Raw genomic sequence first — 22,575 nt, 5'->3', positions numbered from 1 at the left:
CGTCAGTCTTTCTTCACAGGGTCTTCGACCTTGCGTGCCTGGGCGTCAATGGTGTGGCCCTTGGGCTCTTCCACCGCCGGCTTGTCGGCTTCGCCGTTATCCATGGACTTGCGGAAGCCCTTGATCGCGTCACCCAGGTCCGAACCCAGACCCTTGAGGCGCTTGGTGCCGAACAGCATGACCACGATCAGCAGGACAATCAGAAGTTGCCAGATGCTAATGCCACCAAATCCCATGATGCGTACTCCGTAATAGTTAATAGTTAGTGATTTAGGACTGCGGGCGCGCGGCCTTTTCCGCGTGCCCGGACAAACCGAAGCGCCGATCCAGTTCGTCCAGTACAGCCTGGGGGTGCTGGCCGAGGGCGGCGAGCATAACCATACTGTGGAACCAGAGGTCGGCGGTTTCGTAGATCAGGTCACTGCAATCGCCACTGCTGGCGGCATCCTTGGCGGCGAGAATGGTTTCCACCGATTCCTCACCGACTTTCTCCAGAATCTTGTTCAGGCCCTTATGGTACAGGCTGGCGACATAGGAGCTGTCAGCCGCTGCGCCCTTGCGCGCTTCCAGTACTTCTGCCAGGCGGATCAGGGTGTCACTCATGGGGCTATCCTGGGTAAATGGCGTGCGGGTCTTTAAGCACGGCGTCGACGGTGTGCCAGGCGCCTTGTTGGTAAACCCGATAAAAACAACTTTCGCGCCCGGTGTGACAGGCGATGCCGCCCAACTGCTCGACCATCAGAATGACCACATCGGCATCGCAATCCAGGCGCAGCTCATGCAGCTTCTGCACATGGCCGGACTCTTCGCCCTTGCGCCAGAGTTTGCCACGCGAACGCGACCAATATATTGCACGCTGCTCAATGGCGGTCAGGCTCAGAGCTTCGCGGTTCATCCAGGCCATCATCAGCACGCGGCCGCTGCGGTAGTCTTGGGCGATGGCGGGTACCAGGCCGTCGCTGTTCCAGTTGATTTCGTCTAACCAGTTCATTGCAGGTTCCGTGGTGTTCGGGCGCGCTGGCAAGCGGTTGCCGCGCGAGGTCGCTCAGTCTGCCAGTGGTCGCCGGGATTGGCTATCGGCGCAGGATCAGATAAAGCCCGCTAGCCCCCATCAGCCAGACCGGCCAGGCGACCAGCGACTCGATCTCCCCGAGGTTCAGGCCAAGGGCCACGGCGCCGCCGATCAGTGCGGCGCCGAGTAGCCGCAGCAGGCGGCTGTCGCTGCGCTGGGCCCAGGGCGGTGGCGGGTCGTAAGCGTGGGGCTGAGCCATGCGCTCAAGCAGGCTGCGGGTCATATTGGCCAGGTGCGGCACTTGCTCGACCTGGCTTTGCAGGTTGCTCAGCAGGCTGCGCGGGCTGACCCGTTCGCGCATCCAGCGCTCGAGAAACGGCTGAGCCGTGCTCCACAGATCCAGATCGGGGTACAGCTGGCGGCCGAGGCCTTCGATGTTGAGCAGGGTTTTTTGCAGCAGCACCAGTTGCGGTTGGATTTCCATATTGAAGCGGCGGGCGGTCTGGAACAGGCGCAGCAGCAGTTGGCCGAAGGAGATGTCCTTGAGCGGGCGCTCGAAGATCGGCTCGCAGACGGTGCGAATCGCTGCCTCGAAATCATTCACCTGGGTGTCGGCCGGCACCCAGCCGGAATCGATGTGCAGCTGCGCCACGCGGCGGTAGTCGCGCTTGAAGAAGGCCAGCAGGTTGCGCGCCAGGTAATCCTGGTCTTCGGGCGTCAGGCTGCCGATGATCCCGCAATCTACCGCGATGTACTGCGGGCTCCAGGGCGTGCGGGTGCTGACGAAGATGTTGCCGGGGTGCATGTCGGCGTGGAAGAAACTGTCGCGGAACACCTGGGTGAAGAAGATCTCCACACCGCGCTCTGCCAGCAGCTTCATGTCGGTGCGCTGGTCGGCCAGGGTCGCCAGGTCGGTGACCTGGATGCCGTAGATGCGCTCCATGACCAGCACGCTCGGGCGGCACAGGTCCCAGTACACCTGGGGCACATAGAGCAGCGGTGAGTTCTCGAAGTTACGCCGCAACTGGCTGGAGTTGGCCGCCTCGCGCAGCAGGTCGAGCTCGTCGAAGATGGTTTTTTCGTAGTCGCTGACCACCTCCACCGGGTGCAGACGGCGCGCTTCGCTGGAGGCGCGCTCGGCGATGCGCGCGAGCAGGAACAGCCAGGCGATGTCTTGCTTGATCACCGGCTTGAGGCCCGGGCGGATGACCTTGACTACCACTTCTTCGCCGCTTTTCAGCTGCGCCGTATGCACCTGGGCGACCGAGGCTGAGGCCAGGGGCAGGCTGTCGAAACGAGCGAATACCTCGCTCACCGGGGCGCCCAGTTGCGCTTCGATCAGCGCTTGCGCCTTGGCCGGGTCGAACGGCGGCACCTGGTCTTGCAGCTTCGCCAGCTCATCGGCGATATCCAGCGGCAGCAGGTCGCGGCGGGTCGACAGCACCTGGCCGAATTTGATGAAGATCGGCCCCAGGGCCTCCAGCGCCAAGCGCAGGCGGGCGCCGCGCGACAGCGTCGAGGGTGCACGCGGCAACCAGCGCCACGGCAGGACGAAGCGCAGCGCACGCAGCCAGAACGGCAGCGGCAGGGCGAACAGCAAGTCGTCCAGTTGGTAGCGGATCACGACGCGTTGAATGTGCAGCAGGCGACGCAGGGCAAGCAGCTTCATGCGGAGGGCTTATGCAGGTGGGCGAGGCGCTCGATGCGCGCGTCGAGACGCTCGAGGTCGAGCTTGAGGCGGTCCAGCTCGGCGAAACGCGCATCGGCTTCGCGTTGGCCAACCAGGCTGCGTGACTCTTCACTGAGGTAATCGGCCAGGTTCAGGCGCAGGCTGTCGAGGGCCTGCTGGCTCCAGCCGAAACGGCTGCGCAGATGGCCGCTGAGCAACTGGCTACCGACCGGGCCGAGCCAGCGCGAGAGTTCGTATTCCCAGTCCAGTTCGAGGTCTTGCAGGATGCCGGCCAGCTCCAGCAGCAGGGCGCTGTCACCCTCCAGGCTGACCTCGGGGCTATGCAGGATGCGCGTCTTGTCCGTACTGGTAGCCAAGCGCAGCAGGCTGGCGGCGGGGGCGCGCAGCACGCAGTCGGCTTCTGCGGCCCACTGGCTGGCCAGTTGCAGGCCGCTGGCGCTGGGCAGAATAAACAGGTGCAGGCTGGGGGCGGTACATTCCACGGCAACCACCCGGCCGCTTAGCCGCGCCAGGCGTGGCAGCGCGGTGCTGTCCATGGCCAACACACGATTGAGACCCAGCTCGACGCCGGCCAGCAGCCCGGTTAGCAGCATGAGGGTCTGTTCCCGTTTTGACGCGAGCCGCGTTGCTGCGCCAAATGGTGCCAGGCAAGGCGTGGGACGCAGAGAATGGTTGTTCCCTTGCCAAGTCCCACAACGCAGCATGGCACCATTTGCCGCGCAACCCGAAGGGCCGGGCCAGTTTTTGCGCGGTGCTGCGTTATTCGTCGTTCATTTGGAATAACCAAACTTCTCTCCTCATGCCTTGCCCCGCGCAAAAACTGGCTCCGGCGCGGCCGCGAGCGAAACGGGAAAAGACCCTACGGTTTGATGCCGCGGTGCAGGGCGACAATACCGCCGGTCATGTTGTGGTAGGTCACGCGCTCGAAGCCGGCGTCAATCATCATCGCCTTGAGCGTGTCCTGGTCGGGGTGCATGCGGATCGACTCGGCCAGGTAGCGGTAGCTGTCGGCGTCGTTGGTGATCAGCTTGCCGGCCAGCGGCATGAAGCGGAACGAATAGGCGTCATAGAACTTCGACAGCAGGTCGCTGGAGGGTTTGGAGAACTCCAGTACCAGCAGGCGGCCGCCGGGCTTGAGCACGCGCAGCATGGAGCGCAGGGCGTCTTCCTTGTGCGTCACGTTGCGCAGGCCGAAAGCGATGGTCACCACGTCGAAATGGTTGTCCGGGAAGGGCAGTTTTTCCGCATCGGCCTGGACGAATTTGACATTGCCGGCCACGCCCTTGTCGAGCAGGCGGTCACGGCCGACCTTGAGCATCGACTCGTTAATGTCAGCCAGCACCACTTCGCCGGTCGGACCGACCAGGCTGGCGAATTTGCGCGTCAGGTCGCCCGTGCCGCCGGCAATGTCGAGCACCCGGTTGCCGTTGCGCACACCGGACAGCTCGATGGTGAAACGCTTCCACAGGCGGTGCATGCCGCCGGAGAGCACATCGTTCATCAGGTCGTACTTGGCGGCGACCGAGTGGAACACTTCGGCGACTTTCTCCGCCTTCTGGCTTTCCGGGACATCCTGGAAGCCGAAGTGGGTGGTCGGTTCGCTGTCGTGGCGCTTGTGCGGATCGTTCATGTCGCCCTTACCTAGCCGAGGCTGAATCTGAATGGTGGCCATTCTAAACCTGCCACCGCATCCCTGTCTTGGCATGCGCCACGGCGAGCCGCTGCGTCGCTCCTGGCCGGGCTGCTATAGTCGCGCGACTTAAGGTCGCAGGCAGGAGTTGGACAATGGCGAAAATCACCGTGGAGCGCGAGCACGCTCTGGGTCGTGAGGCGGCGCGAGCCAAGGCTGAGCAGTTGGCTGAGCGCCTGGCGCGGGAGTTCGATGTGACGTATCAATGGCAGGGCGACACCCTGCTGTTCAAGCGCAGCGGCGCAGACGGCAGCATCGCGGTCAGTGACGATCGGGTGCGCGTGGAGCTGAAACTGGGTCTGCTGCTGTCGGCCATGAGTGGGAGCATCAAGCGCGAAATCGAGCAGGTGCTGGATAAGAGCCTGGTTGCCTGATCCCTCCCGTCTAGCGCCTGAACTGCTATTCAGGCGCGCTGCTCGGCGTTACCAGATCGGCAACGTATAGAGCACGATAAAGCGCGTCTGGTTTTCATCGCGAAACGCTGCGCCGCTTGGGAAATCATTGCGATAGATGGACTTGCGGGCCAGCAGGGCGAGGTTTTTCAGCGGACCGCTTTGTAGCGTGTAGCCCAGCTCCATCTGGAATTCTCTTTCCTTTCGATCATCTGCCGCAAAGGCGGCCAGCTCGATATTGTCGCCGCGCACATAGCGCAGCCGACTCTTCAGGCCCGGCACGCCGGCGGCGCTGAAGTCATAGTCGTAGATGGCTTGCCAGGTGCGCTCCTTGGCGTTGAGAAAGTCCGAACTCATGGTCAGTTCGCTCATGCCCATCAGCTCGGTGCCGGAAATATAGGGCGTCGCCGTATCGCCACTGGCATGCATGTAGCCGAGGCTGAGCGTGTGTCCGCCAAGATGATAGGCAAACAGCGCCGAGAGGTTGCGGTTGTCTACGGTGCCGGCCCTGGCGCTGCCGTGCTCACGGCTGAAAAAGCTGCGCAGGTCGCTGGTCAACACGCCTTTGCCAAGGGGCAGGGTGTGCAGCGCGGCCAGGCTGTCCTGCTGATACAACTCGGCGACTTCGGCATGGTAGGCGCGCAGGCTGAGGTTATTGCTGAACTGGTAGTCACCGCCGACATAGGCCAGGTGTGACGTAGTGGCCGCGCCATTGAAGCGCCGATTGGGCGAGGCAATCGCCATGGCCTGGTAGTTGGTGGAGTCGCGTCTGTTGATACGGTCGATGTAGCCCGTATTGAGGGTCAGGCCCTCGATGTCCTTGGCGCTTAGCGTCACGCCGCGGAAGGTTTGCGGCAGCAGCCGCGATGGGCTGGCAAAGGCAAAGGGCAGGAAAATCGAGACATCACCCGCCTTGAGCGTGGTCTGCGCGAAACGCAGTTTGGCGCTGGGCGCCAGGCGCGAATACTCATCGGCCGCGCGCCCGTCCCGCGCTGACACCGGCAGCAGTTCGGTGCCGCTGCGCTCGGGTGAAGAATCGAGCTGTACCCCCAGCAGCCCGCGTACATCCAGACCAAACCCGATTGGCCCCTCGGTAAAGCCTGACTCCATATTCAGGATGAAACCCTGGGCCCACTCGCGGGCGGCGGTCTTTGCTCCATCGTCCTTGTAGTCCCGATCCAGGTAATAGTTGCGCAGGGTCAGGTTGGCGCGGCTGTCATCGATAAAACCGGCGGCCCACCCAGGTAGGGACAGGGTGCATAAGCCCAGTAAGGTCAGGGCGCTAGCGGCGTGGCTGAGGATACGAAGTGAGGGCGCAGGCGTCGCGGTGCCCGTGAGGCGCTTTGGCATGTCGAGATCCACTTAATTGTTGTTGTTTTTTGGGTGCCGGCCCGGTGTTTTTTTAACTGGGCTGTGGATGAAGAATGGGAAGGGCAGACGACTTTCGTCAATCTCATTGTTCGATAATCGAACATTAATGTAGTTATCTATATTCTTATTTTTATAAGGCATTCTAATTAAGTAGCTGTTTTATATGGCTAATAACTGTCTATTTGATGAGTTTTTTGGCGGTGTTCATTTTTTAGTTATCTTTGTTATCTTGTAGGTCAGCACCTGCAGAGTGAAGCCAGTGCGTTCTCCCTGGCTTGTCTGACAGGTGGCACAACAACAAAAACAACAATGAGGTTTGCCCATGAACAGCCCAACGCGTCGTTCGACGCTGACCATTGCTTTGTGTTTTATCGTCGCGCTTATTGAAGGGTTTGACCTGCAGGCCGCCGGCACAGCGGCGGCAGGGCTGCGCCAGGCCTTTGCGCTGGACCCGCGCATGCTGGGCTGGGTGTTCAGTGCAGGCATCATCGGGCTGTTGCCCGGCGCTTTTTTCGGCGGCTGGATTGCCGACCGTATTGGCCGCAAGAAAATTCTTATTGGCGCGGTCGTGCTGTTTGGCGTGTTCTCACTGTGCACCGCTTATGTGGAAAGCTACGCCAGCCTTTTACTGGTGCGATTTATGACTGGCCTGGGGCTGGGCGCCGCCTTACCCAATCTGATCGCCCTGTGCGCCGAAGCCGTGAGTGAGCGCCACCGCGGTTCGGCCATCAGTGTCATGTACTGCGGGGTGCCGCTGGGCGGCGCCTTGGCGGCGGTGGTGGCCATGTTTACCGGCGATCATTGGCAAACCACCTTCATTATCGGCGGCCTGGCTCCCTTGTTGGTGGTGCCGCTGATGGTGCTGTGGTTGCCGGAGTCCCATGCGTTCCGCGAGCAGCGCGCGCTGCCTGCGGGCGGGCGTGCCTCCACGGCTCAGGCGCTGCTCGGCGAAGGCCGCGGGCGCAGTACGTTGGCCTTGTGGTTGAGCTATTTCTTCACCCTGACGGTTATGTACATGCTGCTCAACTGGTTGCCATCACTGTTGGTCGGGCAGGGCTTCAGCAAGCCCCAGGCCGGCATGGTGCAGATGTTGTTCAACATCGGTGGCGCCCTCGGTTCGTTGCTGGGTGGTGTGCTGCTGGATCGCTGCAATGGGGTGCGTGTAGTGTTGTTCGTGTATGCCGGGTTGTTGTCAGCCCTCGCCGGGGTAGGGCTATCCGTGGGCATCGTGCCGATGGCGGTCGCGGGGTTTGCTGCAGGGCTGTTCGTCATGGCCGCGCAGTTGGTGCTCTATGCCCTGGCCCCGCCCGCTTATCCCACCGCAGTGCGCGCAACCGGAGTCGGCGCAGCCGTTGCCATCGGTCGCCTGGGGTCAGTCGCCGGGCCGCTTGCGGCTGGGCAGATTCTTGCCGCTGGGGCCGGCACTACAGGTGTATTGCTTGCGACTTCGCCAGGGCTGGTGATCGCAGCCGCGGCGATTATCACGGTAATCATGCGGGCACCTTCGGCGCGTAAGGCCTCGTCTGAGCGGGTTAGCGCATAACCCGGGTTATGCCCGGCCAGCATGCTGGGCGGTGAGCCGTGGTCAGCGCGATGCTGAGAGGGCTGTGGCGCACATTGCCCTGGGCCGGCCAGGGTGGCGAGGTTTCTGCCGAGCAGCCGCCCCTCAGGCTACCCGTGCGGCCTTTTGCCTGAGCAGCTCTACAAACACGCCCAGCTCGCGGCTCACCGGCTCGCCCTTGCGCAGTAGCATGCCAAAGGGGGCCAGCCGCACATCCAGCGTTACGGGCAGTGCCACCACCAAGCCCATTCTCAGGTAGTCGCGCAGGGCGCTCTCCGATAGCACCATGACCGCGTCGGTCAGTTGAATCAGTTGCTGCATGGAGTACACCGAGCTGCACTCAATGATGTCGGCCGGTGTGGGCAGTGCCAGGTCTTGCAGGGCTTGGTCAAAACCAATACGCGCCGGGCTGGTCTGCGGTTGCAGGATCCACGGCCAGTCGCCCACCAGCTCTGTCAGGCTCAGGTGCTCGCGCTGGGTCAAGGGGTGGCCGGCATGCACCACCACCAGCATCCGTTCGTTACCCAAAGGTTCGAAGCTGTAATGCTCGCTGTCGGTGGCGGCGTTGCGCCGGGAGATGGCCAGGTCGATGCGGCCCTGTTCCAGTAGCTGAATCACCTGATCGCTGGTGTCGCCCATGATGCGTATGCGCAATTGCGGGTGCAGCGATTTGATCTGGGCGATGGAGTCCATCACCAGGTCTGGTGCGGCGCCCATGATGGTGCCAATCGACAGGTAGCCGTAGCCACCTTGCTGGCGTGCCATCAAGTCCTCGGCACAGCGATCCAGGCCGCTCAAGGCCGACTCGGCGAAGCGAATCAATTCCTGCCCCAGTGCTGTGGGCCGCATGCCCCGTGGCAAGCGCTCGAACAGGTCACAGCCAAACATGTCCTCGATCTCGCGCAGCATGCGGGTAGCTGCAGGTTGCGACATGTTCAAGGCCTGTGAGGCACGGTGCAGGTTTTGGCTTGAACTCAATGCCACGAGCATGTGCAGGTGCTTGTAGCGCAGCCGGTTGAGCAGGCTGCGAGAAATGGCGGGGCTGGTCATTTTTTGTCCTGATTATCGATACCCTGGAGGTATCGCTTGTAAGCGAGATTCGATTTGTAGCGCATTGATCGCCGGCCGTACAGTCCAGCCCATAAGAACAAAACATAGGTCTGAACCATGAAAGCACTGCCCGCGTACCTGCTCGCCAAAATTTCCTGGCGGCTCCTGCCCTTCCTCCTGCTGATGTACATCATGGCCTTTCTCGACCGCGCCAATGTCGGGTTTGCCAAACAAGCTTTCCAGGCCGATACCGGTTTGAGCGACGCGGCCTTCGCCTTCGGCGCCGGGGTGTTTTTTGTCGGCTATGCGCTACTTGAGGTGCCCAGCAACCTGATCCTGCATCGCGTCGGCGCCCGCCTGTGGATGTGCCGGATCATGGTCAGTTGGGGGCTGGTGTCGGCGGCAATGGTGTTTGCCCATAACGAAACCAGCTTCTATATCTTGCGGTTTCTGCTGGGGGTGGCTGAAGCCGGCTTCTTCCCTGGCGTGATCCTCTATCTCACCTACTGGTTCCCCCAGGCTGCGCGTGGCAAGGCCATGGGTTTCTTCTACTTTGGCGCGCCCCTGGCGTTTATCTTCGGTAGCCCGTTGTCTGGCTTGCTCTTGGAAATGGACGGTTTTGCCGGGTTCCATGGTTGGCAATGGCTGTTTGCCGTAGAAGGCTTGATGGCCTCTGCGGTGGGCATTTGGGCCTACTGGTACTTGGACAACCGCCCCGCCGATGCGAAGTGGCTGACGCCTGAGGAGCGCGCGCAAATCCAGGCCCTGCTGGACCGTGAAGACCAGCACAAGACCGCCCATGGCCGCAGCCTGCTGGCGCTGTTGTGCCAGCCCTCGGTGCTGTACCTGTGCCTGGTGTACCTGTTGATCCAGGCCAGTGTGTATGGCGTAGTGTTTTACCTGCCAACCCAGGTGGGCGGCCTGCTGGGCACCAAGGTCGGCGTAATGGTCGGGTTTGTTTCGGCTATCCCTTGGGTGTGCGCGCTGTTTGCCGCCTGGTGGATCCCCGGTTACTCCGACCGCACGGGCAAGCGCCGCCGCACCGCCTGCCTGACTCTGTTGATGGCCGCCGCCGGCATCGCTTGTTCCGTGACCTTCTCCAACCCGCTGCTGGGCATGCTCGCCCTGTGTTTTGCCGCCTCGGGCTTTATCGCCGTGCAGCCGGTGTTCTGGACCTTTCCCTCCAGTTATTTGGCAGGCAGTGCCGCCGCTGCGGGGATTGCCTTGATCAACTCCTTCGGCGCCCTGGGCGGGTTTATCGCCCCGGTGCTGAAGAACTGGGCCGAAGGTGCCTTCCATTCCCCGGCGGCCGGCCTCTACCTGCTCTCTGCCACCACGGTGCTGGCCGCGTTGCTGGCGCTGGGTATTCATCCCACCGGCCCTAAAGCGTCGAACACGCCGGCCACTGTTTAAACCAGGAGTCACATTATGGGTCACCTCACCATCAAACACGTTCGCGCCTTTGTCCTGCGGGGCGGCGGCGCCGATTATCACGACCAGGCCGACGGCCATTGGATCGACGATCACATCGCAACCCCGATGAGCAAATACCCCGAGTACCGGCAGAGCCGCCGCAGCTTCGGCATCAACGTGCTCGGCACCCTGGTGGTGGAGATCGAAGCCAGCGACGGCACCGTCGGTTTTGCGGTGACCACCGGTGGCGAACCGGCGGCCTATATCGTCGAAAAGCACCTGGCGCGCTTTCTTGAAGGTGCTCGGGTCACCGATATCGAGAAAATCTGGGACCAGATGTACCAGTCCACCCTCTATTACGGTCGCAAGGGCCTGGTGATCAACACGATTTCCGGTGTCGACCTGGCGCTCTGGGACCTGCTAGGCAAGATCCGCCAGGAGCCGGTCCACCAGTTGCTGGGTGGTGCGGTGCGCGATGAGTTGCAGTTTTACGCCACTGGCACGCGCCCGGACCTGGCGCAAAAAATGGGCTTTATCGGCGGCAAGATGCCCCTGCACCACGGCCCCAGTGAAGGTGAGGAAGGCCTGCGCAAGAACCTTGAGGAGCTGGCGACCATGCGCGAACGGGTCGGCCCGGACTTCTGGCTGATGCTCGACTGCTGGATGAGCCTGGACCTGAACTACGCCACCAAGCTCGCCATCGGCGCCCACGAACACGGCCTGAAATGGATCGAAGAAGCGCTCTCGCCGGATGATTACTGGGGCTACGCGGCCCTGCGCAACAACGTGCCCAGGGGCATGCTGGTGACCACCGGCGAGCACGAGGCCACCCGCTGGGGCTTTCGCATGCTGCTGGAGATGGGCTGCTGCGACATCATCCAGCCCGATGTCGGCTGGTGCGGCGGGCTCACCGAGCTGGTGAAAATCTCCGCCTTGGCCGATGCCCACAACGCCATGGTAATACCGCACGGCTCGTCGGTTTACAGCTACCACTTTGTCGCGACCCGGCAAAACAGCCCGTTCGCCGAGTTCCTGATGATGGCCCCCAAGGCGGATGAAGTGGTGCCGATGTTCCACCCGCAACTACTCGGCGAACCTGTGCCGGTTAATGGCCGCATGCGCCTTTCGGTACTGGATAAACCTGGCTTCGGGGTTGATCTCAACCCGGATTGCCAACTGCATCGGCCCTATAACCGCTAAGGAACGCCATCATGAATATGCCCCGTAATGGCTTCAAGGCTGCCCTTGCCCAAAGCGCCACGCAGTACGGTATCTGGGCTGGTTTCGCCACGGCCTATAGCGCAGAAATCGTCGCCGGCATCGGCTTCGACTGGATGCTGATCGACGGTGAGCACGCGCCCAATACCGTGCCCAGTGTGCTCAGCCAATTGCAGGCGGTTGCGCCCTACGCCACTGCGCCTGTGGTGCGGGCGGTGAGCAGCGACGCTAACCTGATCAAGCAACTGCTCGACGTTGGCGCCCAGACCCTGATGATCCCCATGGTGGAAACCGCCGAGCAGGCCCAGGCCCTGGTGCGTGCTATGCGTTATCCGCCCCACGGTATTCGCGGCGTAGGGGGCGGCTTGACCCGTGCCACGCGCTGGGACAGCGTGGCGGATTACCTGCAAACGGCCCATGACGAGCTGTGCCTGATCGTTCAGGTGGAGTCGAGCCTGGGGATGGAAAACGTTGAGGCCATTGCTGCCGTTGAGGGCGTCGATGCGGTGTTTATCGGCCCTGCCGACCTGTCCATCGGCCTCGGTCATGCTGGTAATCCCGGGCACCCCGAGGTGCAGGAGCGCATCCAGCACGCCGTCAACGCGACCCTCGCCGCCGGCAAAGTGTGCGGCATCCTGGCACCCAATGAAGACGATGCGCGCCGGTATCAGGCCTGGGGCTGCCGTTTTATCGCGGTAGCCATCGACATCAGCCTGCTGCGCCAGAGCGCACTCAACACCCTCGCCCGTTATCGCCCTGCCGGCGCCGCCTTGGTAAAGGCAGAGCCGTCCCGTACTTACTGAGGAGCCGCCCAATGTCATCCGTACCCGTGTACCAGAACTTCATCAATGGTCGCTTCGTTCCGAGCCAAGCCCACCTCGACGTGCTCAACCCCGCCACGGGCGCGCTGCTGTCCAAGGTCCCGGCCTCCACCCACGCCGATGTCGATCAAGCGTTGGCCGCCGCGCGCCAGGCGCAAAAGGCCTGGGCACGTAAGCCCGCAATCGAGCGTGCCGGGCATTTGCGGCGCATTGCGGCCAAGCTGCGGGAAAACGCCGCCCACCTGGCGCGCACCATTACCCTGGAGCAAGGCAAGATCAGCGCCCTGGCGGAAGTCGAGGTGAATTTCACCGCCGACTACCTCGATTACATGGCCGAGTGGGCACGGCGCATTGAAGGCGAGATCATCACCAGCGACCGGCCCAACGAAAACATCTTTCTGTTCCGCAAACCCTTGGGCGTGGTGGCCGGCATCCTGCCGTGGAATTTCCCGTTCTTCCTGATCGCCCGCAAGATGGCCCCGGCGCTGTTGACCGGCAACACCATCGTGATCAAACCGAGCGAAGAAACCCCCAACAACTGTTTCGAGTTCGCCAAGCTGGTGGCCGAGACCGACTTGCCCGCTGGCGTGTTCAACGTGGTCTGTGGTGACGGCCAGGTGGGTGGCGCACTCACCGCGCACAAGGGCGTGGACATGATCAGCTTCACCGGCAGCGTGGCCACCGGTACGCGGATCATGAGCGCCGCAGCGCCCCACATCACCAAACTCAACCTGGAGCTGGGCGGCAAGGCGCCGGCCATCGTGCTGGCCGATGCCGACCTCGACCTGGCGGTCAAAGCCATTCGCGACTCGCGCATCATCAACACGGGCCAGGTGTGCAACTGCGCCGAGCGTGTGTACGTGGAGCGCAAGGTTGCCGACCAGTTTATCGAGCGCATCAGCGCGGCCATGTCGGCCACCCGCTACGGTGACCCGATCGCCCAGGCCGATGTAGAAATGGGCCCGCTGATCAATCAGCAGGGCCTGGACAGCGTCGCGCGCAAGGTCCGCACCGCCTTAAGCCAGGGCGCAAGCCTGGTCAGCGGCGGCCAGGTGGCGGACCTGGGCGCTGGGTTTCACTTCCAGCCCACGGTTCTGGCGGGCTGCCGCGCCGACATGCAGATCATGCGCGAGGAGATCTTCGGTCCGGTGCTGCCGATCCAAATCGTCGACGACCTCGATGAAGCCATCGCCATGGCCAATGACTGCGACTACGGCCTGACGTCCTCTATCTACACCCGTGACCTGGGCAAGGCCATGCATGCGGTGCGCGAAATCGACTTCGGCGAGACCTATGTCAACCGCGAAAATTTCGAGGCCATGCAGGGGTTCCATGCCGGGGTGCGCAAGTCTGGGGTCGGCGGGGCTGACGGCAAACATGGCCTGTACGAATACACCCACACCCATGTGGTGTACCTGCAGGGCTGAGATGCTGCAACAGGGCCTGACGCGACCGCGCACAGGCCTTTCCGAAACGCTTCAGCTAAGGACATGCAGCATGTCTCAGACGCCATACAGCGGCCCGATTATTGACAGCCACCTACACCTGTTTGACCCGCGGCGCCCTCAGGGCATCCCATGGCCCGAACCGGGTGATCGGCTATATGCCGCGCATTTACCCGCGCATTACTGGACCCAGGCCCGCGAGCATCAGGTGATCGGTGCCATCGTCGTGGAAGCCAGCCCATGGCGCGACGACAACCGCTGGTTGCTGGAAACTCTGCGCCACGAGCCGCTGATGCTGGGGTTTGTTGGCAACCTGGACCCGCTGCACGCGGACTTCGCCGCCGATCTCAACGGCTTGGCCAATGAGCCGTTATTCCTGGGTTTGCGCTACGGCAACCTGTGGGGTCGCGACCTGTTGTTGGACCAAGTGCGGCCAGGCTTTATCGACGGTCTGCGGCAGTTGGTAGCGTGTGGTCGCAGCTTCGACAGCGCCAACCCCGATCCGCGTTTGATCAAGGGCTTGTTACACCTAAGCGATGCGTTACCGGCGCTGAGAATCATCGTCGATCACTTACCCAGCGCGCAGGTGCCCGCACACCAGGAAGCGGCTTACCACGCTGACCTTCTGCGCTTGGCCGAGCGACCGAATGTGTTCGCCAAACTGGCGGAAATTCCCCAGATCGGCCCTCGCGGTTTGATCCTTGACCCGGCGTTTTACAACGACCGCCTTGCGGTGTTGTGGGAAGCCTTTGGCGAAGACCGCTGCTTCTTTGGCAGCGACTGGCCCAACAGCGACCACCTGGCGGATTTCGCCACCACCTTGGGGCTCGTAAAAGCCTGCATGGCTGACAAACCCGAAGCGGTGCAAGCCAAGTTCTTTCTGCACAACGCCAAGCGAATTTATGCCCCAACACTGCCCCATGGAGACCTGTGATGCAGACCCGCGCCTTTCGCATGACCCTTAACCCCGGCCAGGCCGATGAATATCGCCGACGCCATGACGCTATCTGGCCGGAACTCAGCAAGGCCCTGCTAGATGCCGGCGTGCTCGATTATCGGATTTTTCTTGATGAGGCCAGCAACGCCTTGTTTGCAGTGCTGAGCCACGAGGACGCTCACGGCCTTGATGAACTCCCCGGCACCGAGCTGATGCAGCGCTGGTGGCAGTTCATGCAAGACATCATGGTCACTCACCCGGACGCCTCGCCGCTTAGCGTCACCCTGCAGCCCATGTTCTGCCTGACGCGCGACTAAGCGCAGCGACTCCCTCGACCACAACAACAATAAAAGGATGCGACAACGTGGAAATCATTCTCCTTGGTGTGATTCTGCACTTCATCGGCGGCTTCGCCTCCGGCAGCTTTTACATCCCCTATAAAAAGGTTCGCGGTTGGGCCTGGGAAAGTTACTGGATTACCGGCGGCCTGGTTTCGTGGTTGATTGTGCCGCTGATTGCCGCCCAACTGACGGTGCCCGGCTGGGTCGATATTTTGCGCACTGCCGATACCAGCACCTTGCTCTGGACCTACCTGTTCGGCGTGCTCTGGGGCATTGGCGGGCTGACCTTTGGCCTGACCATGCGCTACCTCGGCCTGTCCCTGGGCATGTCGCTGATCATGGGCCTGACCTCAGCCCTCGGCGCCTTGATGCCGGCGCTGTACCGCGATCTGTTTACGGCCGAAACCGAAGGCACCCTGACCTCGATGCTGGCCTCCCAGGGCGGGCAGTGGGTGCTGTGGGGCGTGGCGGTATCGCTGATCGGTATTGCGGTGTGCGGCAAGGCGGGCTTGATCAAAGAGCGCGAAGTGTCACAGGCGGTGAAGCTCGCCAGTGTCAGCGAGTTCTCCCTGGGCAAGGGCATGCTGGTGGCCGTGATCTCCGGGGTGCTCAGCGCGTGTTTCAGCTACGGCATTGCTGCCGGCCGGCCATTGGCTGACGCTGCGCTGGAGCACGGCGCCAATAGCCTGTTCCAGAACAACGTCATCTTTATGGTGATCATGTGGGGCGGCCTGACTACCAATGGCATCTGGTGCCTGTGGCTGAACTGGCGTAACCGCACCTTTCACAACTACACCGACCGCAGCACGCCCTTGCTGGGCAACTACCTGCTGGTGGCGTGTGCCGGTACGTTGTGGTTCCTGCAATTCTTCTTCTACGGCATGGGCGAAAGCCGCCTGCAGAACGACGCCAGTTCGTGGGTGCTGCACATGTCATTCATCATCATCGTGTCCAACTGCTGGGGCCTGTATTTCCGTGAATGGCAAGGCACCAGCGCCACCAACAAGGGCGTGCTGGTGACCGGCATAGCCGTGATTCTTGGCGCTATCGCCATGGTCGGATACGGCAACTACCTCGGCTGAAGCCGCTTAATAGTCAAAGGAGTTTTTGTATGTTGCTAGCAGATAAAACGGTAATTATTACGGGTGCATCTCGGGGTATCGGCCGCGCCGCTGCCCGTGAATGCGCGCGCCAGGGCGCTCGCGTGGTGATTGGCCACAGCGGTAGCGGCCAAGGCACCGAGGCTGCGTATTCGTTAATCGAAGAGATCAAGGCCTTTGGTGGTCAGGCCATCGAAGTGGGCGGCGATGCGGCGGACCCAGACACCGGCGACAAGCTGGTGGCCGGCGCAGTGAAGGCCTTCGGCAGTGTCGATGTGTTCGTCAACAACGCCGGCATTTGCCCGTTCCACTCCTTCCTCGACATGCCACGCGAGGTCTACCTCAAAACCGTCAACACCAACCTCAATGGCGCCTACTTTGCCGTGCAGGCCGCCGCCAACCAGATGAAAAACCAGGGCCGGGGTGGCGCCATCATCGCCGTAAGCTCCATCAGCGCCCTAGTCGGCGGGGCCATGCAAACCCACTACACGCCGACCAAAGCCGGGCTGCATTCGTTGATGCAATCCTGCGCGATTGCCCTCGGCCCGTATGGTATTCGCTGCAACTCGGTGCTGCCGGGCACCATCGCCACAGACATCAACAAGGAAGACTTGGCCGACGCCGAAAAACTGGCCTACATGACCTCCCGTACCCCGCTCGGTCGCCTGGGCGAGCCGGATGATGTAGCCGGGCCGATTGTGTTTCTGGCTTCGGACATGGCGCGTTATGTGACCGGTGCTTCGCTGCTGGTCGATGGCGGGATGTTCGTTAACCTCCAGTAACGCTCACGCCCTACAAACAGCAGCGTTCACCTGTGGGAGCGTGCAAGCCAGGCTCCCACACGGACCGCGCACGCCTGCAATTTGAGTTTCACCCCAATAAAAACAACAATCCAAGGAACTTCACATGCGTACCAAGCTCCCCCTCGCCCTGCTGTGCAGCGCCATTTCGACCTGCGCCTTGAGTGCCGGCCTGCTCGACCCCAGCTCCCCCGCCATGCTCGGCGACTGGAACGGCCTGCGTCCCAAATTGGCCGCGCAAGGCTATGACTTCACCCTCAAATACGTCGGCGAAGTCGGCTCCAACCTTGGCGGTGGCTACAACTCGCACACCACAGCGCGCTGGAGTGACCAGTTCATCCTCGGCGTGAACATGGACCTGCAAAAACTCATCGGCTGGCAGGACGCGACCTTTCGCATCGGCATCGGCGGACGCCGTGGCAAGGACATCACCAACGACCGCGTACACCAGCCCAACGCCACCGGCCTGACCTCCACCATGGAAGTGTTTGGCGGCGGCAACGCGTGGCGGCTGTCGCAGTTTTGGTACGAGCAGAAATTCTTCGAGCGCAAGTTCGCCCTGAAACTGGGGCGTTTCGGTCACGGCGAAGACTTCGACCAGTTCCCTTGCGAGTTCCAGAACGTCACCCTTTGCGGCTCTCAAGAAGGCAACTGGAATGGCGTGTGGAACAGCTTCCCCATCAGCCAGTGGGCGGTGCGCGCCAAGTACCAGTTCACCGATGAGTTCGCCGTACAGCTCGGCGCCTATGACAAGAACCTTGGCAACGCTGAGGCCAGCAACGGCTTCAAACCGTTTATCAGCGGCTCCCAGGGCACCAGTTTCCCCATTGAGGCCATCTGGAAAGGCCAGGTCGCCGGCCTGAATTCGGAGTACCACGCCGGTTACTACTACGCCAACACGGACACCAAGGACATGCTCAAGGACGCCGACGACAACGCCGCCGCCCGCTCGCAAAACCCCTACAAGATGTACTCCAGCAACGCCGGCTGGTGGTTGTCGGGCCAGCAGCAATTGACCACGGTGGACGGCAACAACAAACGCGGGCTCAACGTGTTTGCCAACCTGACGGTGAATGACCCGGACAAAAGCCTGATTAAAAATCTGATCCAGGTCGGCCTGATCTACCGTGGCCCGTTCGATTCACGCCCCGACGACACCTTCGGTATCGGCGCCTCGAAATTGCAGGTCAGTGAGCGCTATACCCGCAACACGCAAATACTCAACGCCGTCAACGGCGTGACCGCTATCGACGACCCGCTGTATGTGCCCGAGCAACGCCGCGAGTACAGCTACGAAATCAACTACGGCGTACAAGCGACAAAATGGCTGATGATGCGGCCCAACCTGCAATACGTGAAATACCCGGGCGGGTTGACGCAAACCACGTCTGCGGTGGTCGGTGGCGTGCAGTTTATAGCTGACTTTTAGTCGGCCTGAGCGTGTGCAGCAAATGCTTGAAACATTGCCGGGCAGTGGCAGTACGGCGCGGCAACGCGGCTCGCGCCGAAACATCAACAGACCCTAGGAGCCTGTCGGACTTAACACTGTTCTACTGCGGAAAATCCGGACTTGGCCATTTTTGCTGCTTTCCCTCGTTAAATAGCCCGCTATTCGCGGGGCGGCCCCCCCGCCTCGGAAAAGCAACAAAACTGCCTCAAGCCGAAACGTCGGACCACGGACTTTTCCTCGCTACGAACGGTCAAGCCCGACAGGCGCCTAGTATGTAGATTCTAATTTTTCTGAGTACGGTGTATCTCAAGCCTGCATTTCGTGGGCGATTCCTCAAACCACCGCGCGTGAGGTGCACCATGTCCAAGGTTGCCGTCAGGAAAAAACTCGAAGCCGAAGTGGATGCCAAGGCCACTGTGCTGACCGATGTCAAAGTATACGCCCGCAAGATCTGGCTGGCCGGCCTGGGTGCCTACGCCAAGGCGGGTCAGGAAGGCGCCGATTACTTCAAAACGCTGGTCAAGGCCGGTGAAGGCGTCGAAAAGCAGGGCAAAAAACAGGTTGCAGCGCAGATCGATGCGGCGAATAGCCAGTTCGATGGTGTTAAAAGCACGGTGACCAGCAATGTGCAGAGCGTGAAGGGCAAGGTCGATCTGCAGCTCGACAAGATCGAGAAGGCATTCGACAGCCGTGTCGCGGGTGCGCTCAACCGCATCGGTATCCCGTCCAAGCAAGACGTCGATGCACTCTCTGCTAAGCTGGATGAGCTGAGCGCGTTGCTCGAGCACGTCGCGCGTACCAAATAAGGAGAGCAGGATGGCTGTCAAAAAGAAAACCGAAAAACAGACCAGCTCCTGGATCGGCGAGGTTGAAAAATACTCGCGTCAGATCTGGTTGGCCGGCCTAGGCGCTTACTCCAAGGTCAGCAAGGACGGCACCAAGCTGTTCGATACCCTGGTCAAGGATGGCGAGAAAGCCGAGAAAGTGGCCAAGACCGAAGTCGACAAGCAGGTTGGCGCGGTGAAGACCAGCGTGGGCAGCACCGTGGGTTCGGCCAAGTCGCGTGTTGACGAGGTCAAAGGCAAGGCGATCGGCAAGTGGGGCGAACTCGAAGAAGCCTTCGACAAGCGTCTCAACAGCGCCATTTCGCGTCTGGGCGTACCCAGCCGTAATGAAGTGAAAGCGCTGAACGAGAAAATCGACAGCCTGACCAAGCAGATCGAGACGCTCACCGGCGTTTCGGTCAAGGCGGTCAAGCCTGCTGCCAAGGTTGCTGCTAAGCCTGCGCCGAAAGCCGCTGCCAAGCCGATGAAAGCACCGGCCAAGGCGCCTACCAAAGTCGCTGCGGCCAAGCCGGCACCGGCTAAAGCGGCCGCCAAACCAGCAGCTAAACCGGCTGCCAAGGCTGCACCGAAAGCTGCGGTCAAACCCGCTGCCAAGCCGGCCGCAGTGAAAAAGCCGGCCGCGCCAAAGGCGCCGAAAGCGGCTGCCAAACCAGCCGCCGCCAAGCCAGCTGCACCGGCCGCCGCAGCGCCTGTCGAAGCTGCACCGGTAGCACCTACCACCGCGTCCTGATTCACGCGCGGCATCGCAAACGCCCGGCACTCGCCGGGCGTTTTGCGTTTCGCGGTCAGGCCTCGAGGTAGCGCTGGGCCAGGTGCTCGGCGGCGTAGCGGGAGTCGGGCGCCAGGTGCGGGGCGACCAGCATCATCACCTGGTACACCACCAGACGGCTTTCGCCCGTACTGCCGATGATGCGTTGGTAGTCGAGGGAGAACAGCAGCGTCAGGGTGATCTGCTCGACAAGCTGACCCAGGGCGTGGGTGTCGCTGAGTAGTTGACCTTCGGCTTTGAGCCTGGCCAGTAGCCCGGCGAGGGTGCGCTTGAGGGCGTTGAGCCATTGGCGAATACCCCGCGCGAGTTTGGGCAGGCGCCCGGCGAGGTTGGACAGGTCCTGGAACAGAAAGCGGTAGTGCGCCAGCTTCTCGACAATCAGGTGCAGGAACAGCCAGTAGTCCTCGACATCCAGTTGCACCTCCGGGGGCGGGTCGAGCAGGGGGGCGAGATCGGCCTGGAAACGCTCGAACAGGCCGAGAATCAGGGGTTCCTTGCCGTGGAAGTGGTAATAGAGATTGCCTGGGCTGATCTCCAGTTCGTTGGCAATTTCCAGGGTGGAGACGTTCGGTTCGCCCTGCTGGTTGAACAGCTGCAGCGCACATTCGAGGATACGGTCGCGGGTTTTCATCCGGGTGTCTTGTTCTGGCCGCCGAGGCTCGACGATAGCCGGCCGGCTGAGCGCCGGCCAGCATTGTTTTTCAGGTTTAGCGCACGTGCACGTAGGTGCCCGGTGCTGCCTCCATGGGCGAATAGCGGGTGCTGCCAATGGCCACGACCGTATCGCGCTGCTCCCCTGAGCGTTCCTGTAGCCAGCTCAGCCATTCTGGCCACCAGCTGCCCTGTACCTGAGTTGCGTCGTAGATCCAGGCGCGCGGGTCGCTGCTGAGTGTGGCGTTTTCGCTGTAGGTGGATTTGGGGTTGCCTGGCGGGTTGAGGATGCTCTGGATATGGCCGCTGTTGGACAGGATAAAACGGCGTTTGCCGCCTAGCAGCAGGGTCGAGCGATACACCACATCCCAGGGAGTGATGTGGTCGTTGACGCCGGCGACGCTGAAACTGTCGACCGTGACTTTTTGCAGGTCGATAGGGGTGCCGCAGATTTCCAGGCCGCCTGGGCGGGTCAACGGGTTGTGCTTGAAGAAATCGATCAGGTCGCCGTGCAGGGCGGCAGGCAGGCGAGTGTTGTCATTGTTCCAGTAGAGGATGTCGAACGCCGGTGGCTGCTTGCCGAGCAGGTAGTTATTGACCCAGTAGTTCCAGATCAGGTCGTTGGGGCGCATCCAGGCAAATACCCTGGCCATGTCGCGGCCGTCGAGCACACCTTGCTGGTAGGAGCGGCGTTTGGCCGCTTCAAGGGTCAGCTCATCAGCAAAGAGCATGGCCGGGCTGTCGATCTGGCTGTCGAGCAGGCTGACCATATAGGTGGCACTGGCGACCTTGCGCAGTTGCCGCTTGGCCTGCAGATGGCCCTGCAGGGCGGCGATGGTCAGGCCGCCAGCGCAGGCGCCGAGCAGGTTGACGTCCTTGCTGCCGGTGATCTCGCGGCATACGTCGATGGCTTCTTCCAGTGCCTGGACGTAGCTAGACAGCCCCCATTCGCGGTGCCGGGCATCCGGGTTGCGCCAACTGATGATGAAGGTTTGCAGGCTGTTCTTCAGAGCGTACTGGACGAAGCTCTTATCGTTGGACAGGTCGAAGATGTAGTACTTGTTGATTTGCGGCGGCACGATCAGCAAGGGGCGCAGGTGCTGCTTCTCGCTCATGGGGCGGTACTGGATCAGCTCCAGCAGCTCGTTGCGAAAGACCACGGCGCCAGGTGTCGCTGCCAGGTTACGACCAACCTCGAAGGCATGTTTGCTGACCTGACTGGGCATGCCGTCGTTGTGCAGCAGGTCCTCGGCCAGGTGGTTGAGGCCCTTGAGCACGCTGGCGCCGCCACTGTTGAACAGCTCCTTGAGCGCCAGTGGATTGAGCAGGGTATTGGAGGGTGACAGAGCATCACCCAGCAGGGTGGCGATAAAGCGTGCGCGGGCACGGTCATCGGCTGACAGGTCGCTTTCGTCGATCCACAGGGCCAGCTGCTTTTGCCAGGCCAGGTAGGCTTGCAGGCTGCGTTTGTAGAAAGGGTTCAGGTGCCAGGTTGGGTCGGCGAAGCGGGTATCTTTCGGGTTCACCGCATGGGGCGCGTCACCCAGCAGTACGCGGCCCAACTGGCCGCCCAAGGCCAGCAGATGACGGGCGCTGTGGCGAGGCTGCTTGAGGCCTTGCAGGGCCAGGGTACGTAGCGTCGAGAGCAGGTCGCGGCCGCGTACCCCGATTACTGCGTTCTGCGCATTCATGAAGCTGGCCGGGGCGGGCAGTTGTTTGCTGCTGCGTGACTGGTCTCGCATGGGTAACACTCCGTCGTTATGCCGTAGAGACTGCTAGGAGTCCTGCCGGACTTAACCCTGTTCTGCTGCGTGAAAACCGGATTTGGCCTGGCTCTCTCACGGCACAATAAGGCCAAATACCGCATATTCCTGGTGACTGGGTGCAGCAAGGCGTGTACCAGAACGCGCTCAGGTGCGGGCTAGACACGTCGGCGCCTCACACCGGTGCAGTAGGCGCACGTTTATGTGATCTGAGCGTACCAGCGTACCAGCGTAGCACCAGGATCGAGCGACGTCG

At 61.7% G+C, this 22,575-nt stretch carries 23 protein-coding genes; 13 read left to right on the top strand and 10 right to left on the bottom strand.

The features are described from left to right. Positions 1–2: 2 nt before the first annotated feature. From tatA to ubiE, 6 genes are all read right to left on the bottom strand, one after another. Positions 3–236 carry a twin-arginine translocase TatA/TatE family subunit gene (gene tatA / locus BMW49_RS05380; RefSeq protein WP_069516314.1) on the bottom strand — a complete coding sequence of 78 codons (234 nt, stop codon included), beginning with the start codon at positions 234–236 and terminating at the stop codon, positions 3–5. 34 nt (positions 237–270) lie between these two features. After that, entirely contained in the window at positions 271–603 is a 333-nt protein-coding gene (locus BMW49_RS05375; RefSeq protein WP_069516313.1) for a phosphoribosyl-ATP diphosphatase, read from the bottom strand. A gap of 4 nt (positions 604–607) precedes the next feature. After that, complete coding sequence (gene hisI, locus BMW49_RS05370; protein ID WP_256539078.1) at positions 608–1,024, bottom strand: phosphoribosyl-AMP cyclohydrolase; 417 nt, start codon at positions 1,022–1,024, stop codon at positions 608–610. 49 nt (positions 1,025–1,073) lie between these two features. After that, the gene (gene ubiB, locus BMW49_RS05365) at positions 1,074–2,681 is read right to left on the bottom strand and encodes a ubiquinone biosynthesis regulatory protein kinase UbiB (RefSeq protein WP_069516311.1); all 1,608 of its coding nucleotides are present in this window, start codon (positions 2,679–2,681) and stop codon (positions 1,074–1,076) included. After that, entirely contained in the window at positions 2,678–3,295 is a 618-nt protein-coding gene (locus BMW49_RS05360) for a ubiquinone biosynthesis accessory factor UbiJ (protein WP_069516310.1), read from the bottom strand. The genes ubiB and BMW49_RS05360 overlap by 4 nt, the downstream gene beginning before the upstream one ends. Positions 3,296–3,561: 266 nt before the next feature. Beyond that, entirely contained in the window at positions 3,562–4,332 is a 771-nt protein-coding gene (ubiE, locus tag BMW49_RS05355) for a bifunctional demethylmenaquinone methyltransferase/2-methoxy-6-polyprenyl-1,4-benzoquinol methylase UbiE (RefSeq protein ID WP_069516309.1), read from the bottom strand. A gap of 155 nt (positions 4,333–4,487) precedes the next feature. On the opposite strand from ubiE, the gene BMW49_RS05350 reads away from it, so the two are divergent. Then, positions 4,488–4,766: a polyhydroxyalkanoic acid system family protein gene (locus BMW49_RS05350; protein ID WP_069516308.1), complete on the top strand. Its 279-nt coding sequence runs from the start codon at positions 4,488–4,490 to the stop codon at positions 4,764–4,766. Positions 4,767–4,814: 48 nt separating this feature from the next. Here BMW49_RS05350 and BMW49_RS05345 read toward each other — a convergent pair whose 3' ends face one another. Then, entirely contained in the window at positions 4,815–6,134 is a 1,320-nt protein-coding gene (locus tag BMW49_RS05345) for an OprD family porin (RefSeq protein WP_069516307.1), read from the bottom strand. A gap of 343 nt (positions 6,135–6,477) precedes the next feature. Here BMW49_RS05345 and mhpT point away from each other — a divergent pair, with 343 nt between their 5' ends. Continuing rightward, positions 6,478–7,698, top strand: coding sequence for a 3-(3-hydroxy-phenyl)propionate transporter MhpT (mhpT, locus tag BMW49_RS05340; RefSeq protein WP_069516306.1), 1,221 nt, complete (start codon positions 6,478–6,480; stop codon positions 7,696–7,698). A gap of 123 nt (positions 7,699–7,821) precedes the next feature. Here the strand turns inward: mhpT and BMW49_RS05335 are convergent, their stop codons facing one another. After that, complete coding sequence (locus tag BMW49_RS05335; RefSeq protein ID WP_069516305.1) at positions 7,822–8,766, bottom strand: LysR family transcriptional regulator; 945 nt, start codon at positions 8,764–8,766, stop codon at positions 7,822–7,824. Positions 8,767–8,883: 117 nt separating this feature from the next. On the opposite strand from BMW49_RS05335, the gene BMW49_RS05330 reads away from it, so the two are divergent. The 11 genes from BMW49_RS05330 (at position 8,884) to BMW49_RS05280 (ending at position 19,866) form a co-directional block, all read left to right on the top strand. Beyond that, a complete protein-coding gene (locus tag BMW49_RS05330; protein WP_069516304.1) occupies positions 8,884–10,179 on the top strand; it encodes an MFS transporter in 1,296 nt (431 codons plus the stop codon). A gap of 15 nt (positions 10,180–10,194) precedes the next feature. Further along, positions 10,195–11,379 carry an L-rhamnonate dehydratase gene (gene rhmD / locus BMW49_RS05325; RefSeq protein ID WP_069516303.1) on the top strand — a complete coding sequence of 395 codons (1,185 nt, stop codon included), beginning with the start codon at positions 10,195–10,197 and terminating at the stop codon, positions 11,377–11,379. 11 nt (positions 11,380–11,390) lie between these two features. After that, positions 11,391–12,200 (top strand): aldolase/citrate lyase family protein, encoded by an 810-nt coding sequence (locus tag BMW49_RS05320; protein WP_069516302.1) that lies wholly within the window; start codon positions 11,391–11,393, stop codon positions 12,198–12,200. A gap of 11 nt (positions 12,201–12,211) precedes the next feature. After that, positions 12,212–13,645, top strand: coding sequence for an aldehyde dehydrogenase (aldA, locus tag BMW49_RS05315; protein WP_069516301.1), 1,434 nt, complete (start codon positions 12,212–12,214; stop codon positions 13,643–13,645). Between the two features lie 70 nt (positions 13,646–13,715). Next, positions 13,716–14,597 carry an amidohydrolase family protein gene (locus tag BMW49_RS05310; protein ID WP_069516300.1) on the top strand — a complete coding sequence of 294 codons (882 nt, stop codon included), beginning with the start codon at positions 13,716–13,718 and terminating at the stop codon, positions 14,595–14,597. Continuing rightward, a complete protein-coding gene (gene rhaM / locus BMW49_RS05305; RefSeq protein WP_170829029.1) occupies positions 14,597–14,917 on the top strand; it encodes an L-rhamnose mutarotase in 321 nt (106 codons plus the stop codon). Before BMW49_RS05310 ends, rhaM begins: the two co-directional genes overlap by 1 nt. A gap of 47 nt (positions 14,918–14,964) precedes the next feature. Then, positions 14,965–16,023 carry an L-rhamnose/proton symporter RhaT gene (gene rhaT, locus BMW49_RS05300; RefSeq protein WP_069516299.1) on the top strand — a complete coding sequence of 353 codons (1,059 nt, stop codon included), beginning with the start codon at positions 14,965–14,967 and terminating at the stop codon, positions 16,021–16,023. 29 nt (positions 16,024–16,052) lie between these two features. Further along, positions 16,053–16,823 carry an L-rhamnose 1-dehydrogenase Lra1 gene (gene lra1 / locus BMW49_RS05295; protein ID WP_069516298.1) on the top strand — a complete coding sequence of 257 codons (771 nt, stop codon included), beginning with the start codon at positions 16,053–16,055 and terminating at the stop codon, positions 16,821–16,823. A gap of 124 nt (positions 16,824–16,947) precedes the next feature. Next, entirely contained in the window at positions 16,948–18,270 is a 1,323-nt protein-coding gene (locus tag BMW49_RS05290; protein WP_069516297.1) for a carbohydrate porin, read from the top strand. A gap of 380 nt (positions 18,271–18,650) precedes the next feature. After that, positions 18,651–19,097 carry a phasin family protein gene (locus BMW49_RS05285; protein ID WP_069516296.1) on the top strand — a complete coding sequence of 149 codons (447 nt, stop codon included), beginning with the start codon at positions 18,651–18,653 and terminating at the stop codon, positions 19,095–19,097. Between the two features lie 10 nt (positions 19,098–19,107). Next, positions 19,108–19,866 (top strand): phasin family protein, encoded by a 759-nt coding sequence (locus BMW49_RS05280; protein WP_069516295.1) that lies wholly within the window; start codon positions 19,108–19,110, stop codon positions 19,864–19,866. 55 nt (positions 19,867–19,921) lie between these two features. On the opposite strand, the gene BMW49_RS05275 is transcribed toward BMW49_RS05280, so the two are convergent. Continuing rightward, complete coding sequence (locus BMW49_RS05275; RefSeq protein WP_069516294.1) at positions 19,922–20,536, bottom strand: TetR/AcrR family transcriptional regulator; 615 nt, start codon at positions 20,534–20,536, stop codon at positions 19,922–19,924. Positions 20,537–20,612: 76 nt separating this feature from the next. Next, entirely contained in the window at positions 20,613–22,298 is a 1,686-nt protein-coding gene (gene phaC / locus BMW49_RS05270; RefSeq protein WP_069516293.1) for a class II poly(R)-hydroxyalkanoic acid synthase, read from the bottom strand. Between the last annotated feature and the right edge of the window lie 277 nt (positions 22,299–22,575).

This window comes from Pseudomonas cuatrocienegasensis (assembly GCF_900110925.1).
GTDB classification, from domain to species: Bacteria; Pseudomonadota; Gammaproteobacteria; order Pseudomonadales; family Pseudomonadaceae; genus Aquipseudomonas; species Aquipseudomonas cuatrocienegasensis.
This window is presented reverse-complemented; position numbering and strand designations above follow the sequence as displayed.

Coding starts and splice junctions, on each gene's coding strand:
- tatA (WP_069516314.1), bottom strand. CDS start 236: ATGGGATTTGGTGGCATTAGCATCTGGCAACTTCTGATTGTCCTGCTG.
- BMW49_RS05375 (WP_069516313.1), bottom strand. CDS start 603: ATGAGTGACACCCTGATCCGCCTGGCAGAAGTACTGGAAGCGCGCAAG.
- ubiB (WP_069516311.1), bottom strand. CDS start 2,681: ATGAAGCTGCTTGCCCTGCGTCGCCTGCTGCACATTCAACGCGTCGTG.
- BMW49_RS05360 (WP_069516310.1), bottom strand. CDS start 3,295: ATGCTGCTAACCGGGCTGCTGGCCGGCGTCGAGCTGGGTCTCAATCGT.
- ubiE (WP_069516309.1), bottom strand. CDS start 4,332: ATGAACGATCCGCACAAGCGCCACGACAGCGAACCGACCACCCACTTC.
- BMW49_RS05350 (WP_069516308.1), top strand. CDS start 4,488: ATGGCGAAAATCACCGTGGAGCGCGAGCACGCTCTGGGTCGTGAGGCG.
- BMW49_RS05345 (WP_069516307.1), bottom strand. CDS start 6,134: ATGCCAAAGCGCCTCACGGGCACCGCGACGCCTGCGCCCTCACTTCGT.
- mhpT (WP_069516306.1), top strand. CDS start 6,478: ATGAACAGCCCAACGCGTCGTTCGACGCTGACCATTGCTTTGTGTTTT.
- BMW49_RS05335 (WP_069516305.1), bottom strand. CDS start 8,766: ATGACCAGCCCCGCCATTTCTCGCAGCCTGCTCAACCGGCTGCGCTAC.
- BMW49_RS05330 (WP_069516304.1), top strand. CDS start 8,884: ATGAAAGCACTGCCCGCGTACCTGCTCGCCAAAATTTCCTGGCGGCTC.
- rhmD (WP_069516303.1), top strand. CDS start 10,195: ATGGGTCACCTCACCATCAAACACGTTCGCGCCTTTGTCCTGCGGGGC.
- BMW49_RS05320 (WP_069516302.1), top strand. CDS start 11,391: ATGAATATGCCCCGTAATGGCTTCAAGGCTGCCCTTGCCCAAAGCGCC.
- aldA (WP_069516301.1), top strand. CDS start 12,212: ATGTCATCCGTACCCGTGTACCAGAACTTCATCAATGGTCGCTTCGTT.
- BMW49_RS05310 (WP_069516300.1), top strand. CDS start 13,716: ATGTCTCAGACGCCATACAGCGGCCCGATTATTGACAGCCACCTACAC.
- rhaM (WP_170829029.1), top strand. CDS start 14,597: ATGCAGACCCGCGCCTTTCGCATGACCCTTAACCCCGGCCAGGCCGAT.
- lra1 (WP_069516298.1), top strand. CDS start 16,053: ATGTTGCTAGCAGATAAAACGGTAATTATTACGGGTGCATCTCGGGGT.
- BMW49_RS05290 (WP_069516297.1), top strand. CDS start 16,948: ATGCGTACCAAGCTCCCCCTCGCCCTGCTGTGCAGCGCCATTTCGACC.
- BMW49_RS05285 (WP_069516296.1), top strand. CDS start 18,651: ATGTCCAAGGTTGCCGTCAGGAAAAAACTCGAAGCCGAAGTGGATGCC.
- BMW49_RS05280 (WP_069516295.1), top strand. CDS start 19,108: ATGGCTGTCAAAAAGAAAACCGAAAAACAGACCAGCTCCTGGATCGGC.
- BMW49_RS05275 (WP_069516294.1), bottom strand. CDS start 20,536: ATGAAAACCCGCGACCGTATCCTCGAATGTGCGCTGCAGCTGTTCAAC.
- phaC (WP_069516293.1), bottom strand. CDS start 22,298: ATGCGAGACCAGTCACGCAGCAGCAAACAACTGCCCGCCCCGGCCAGC.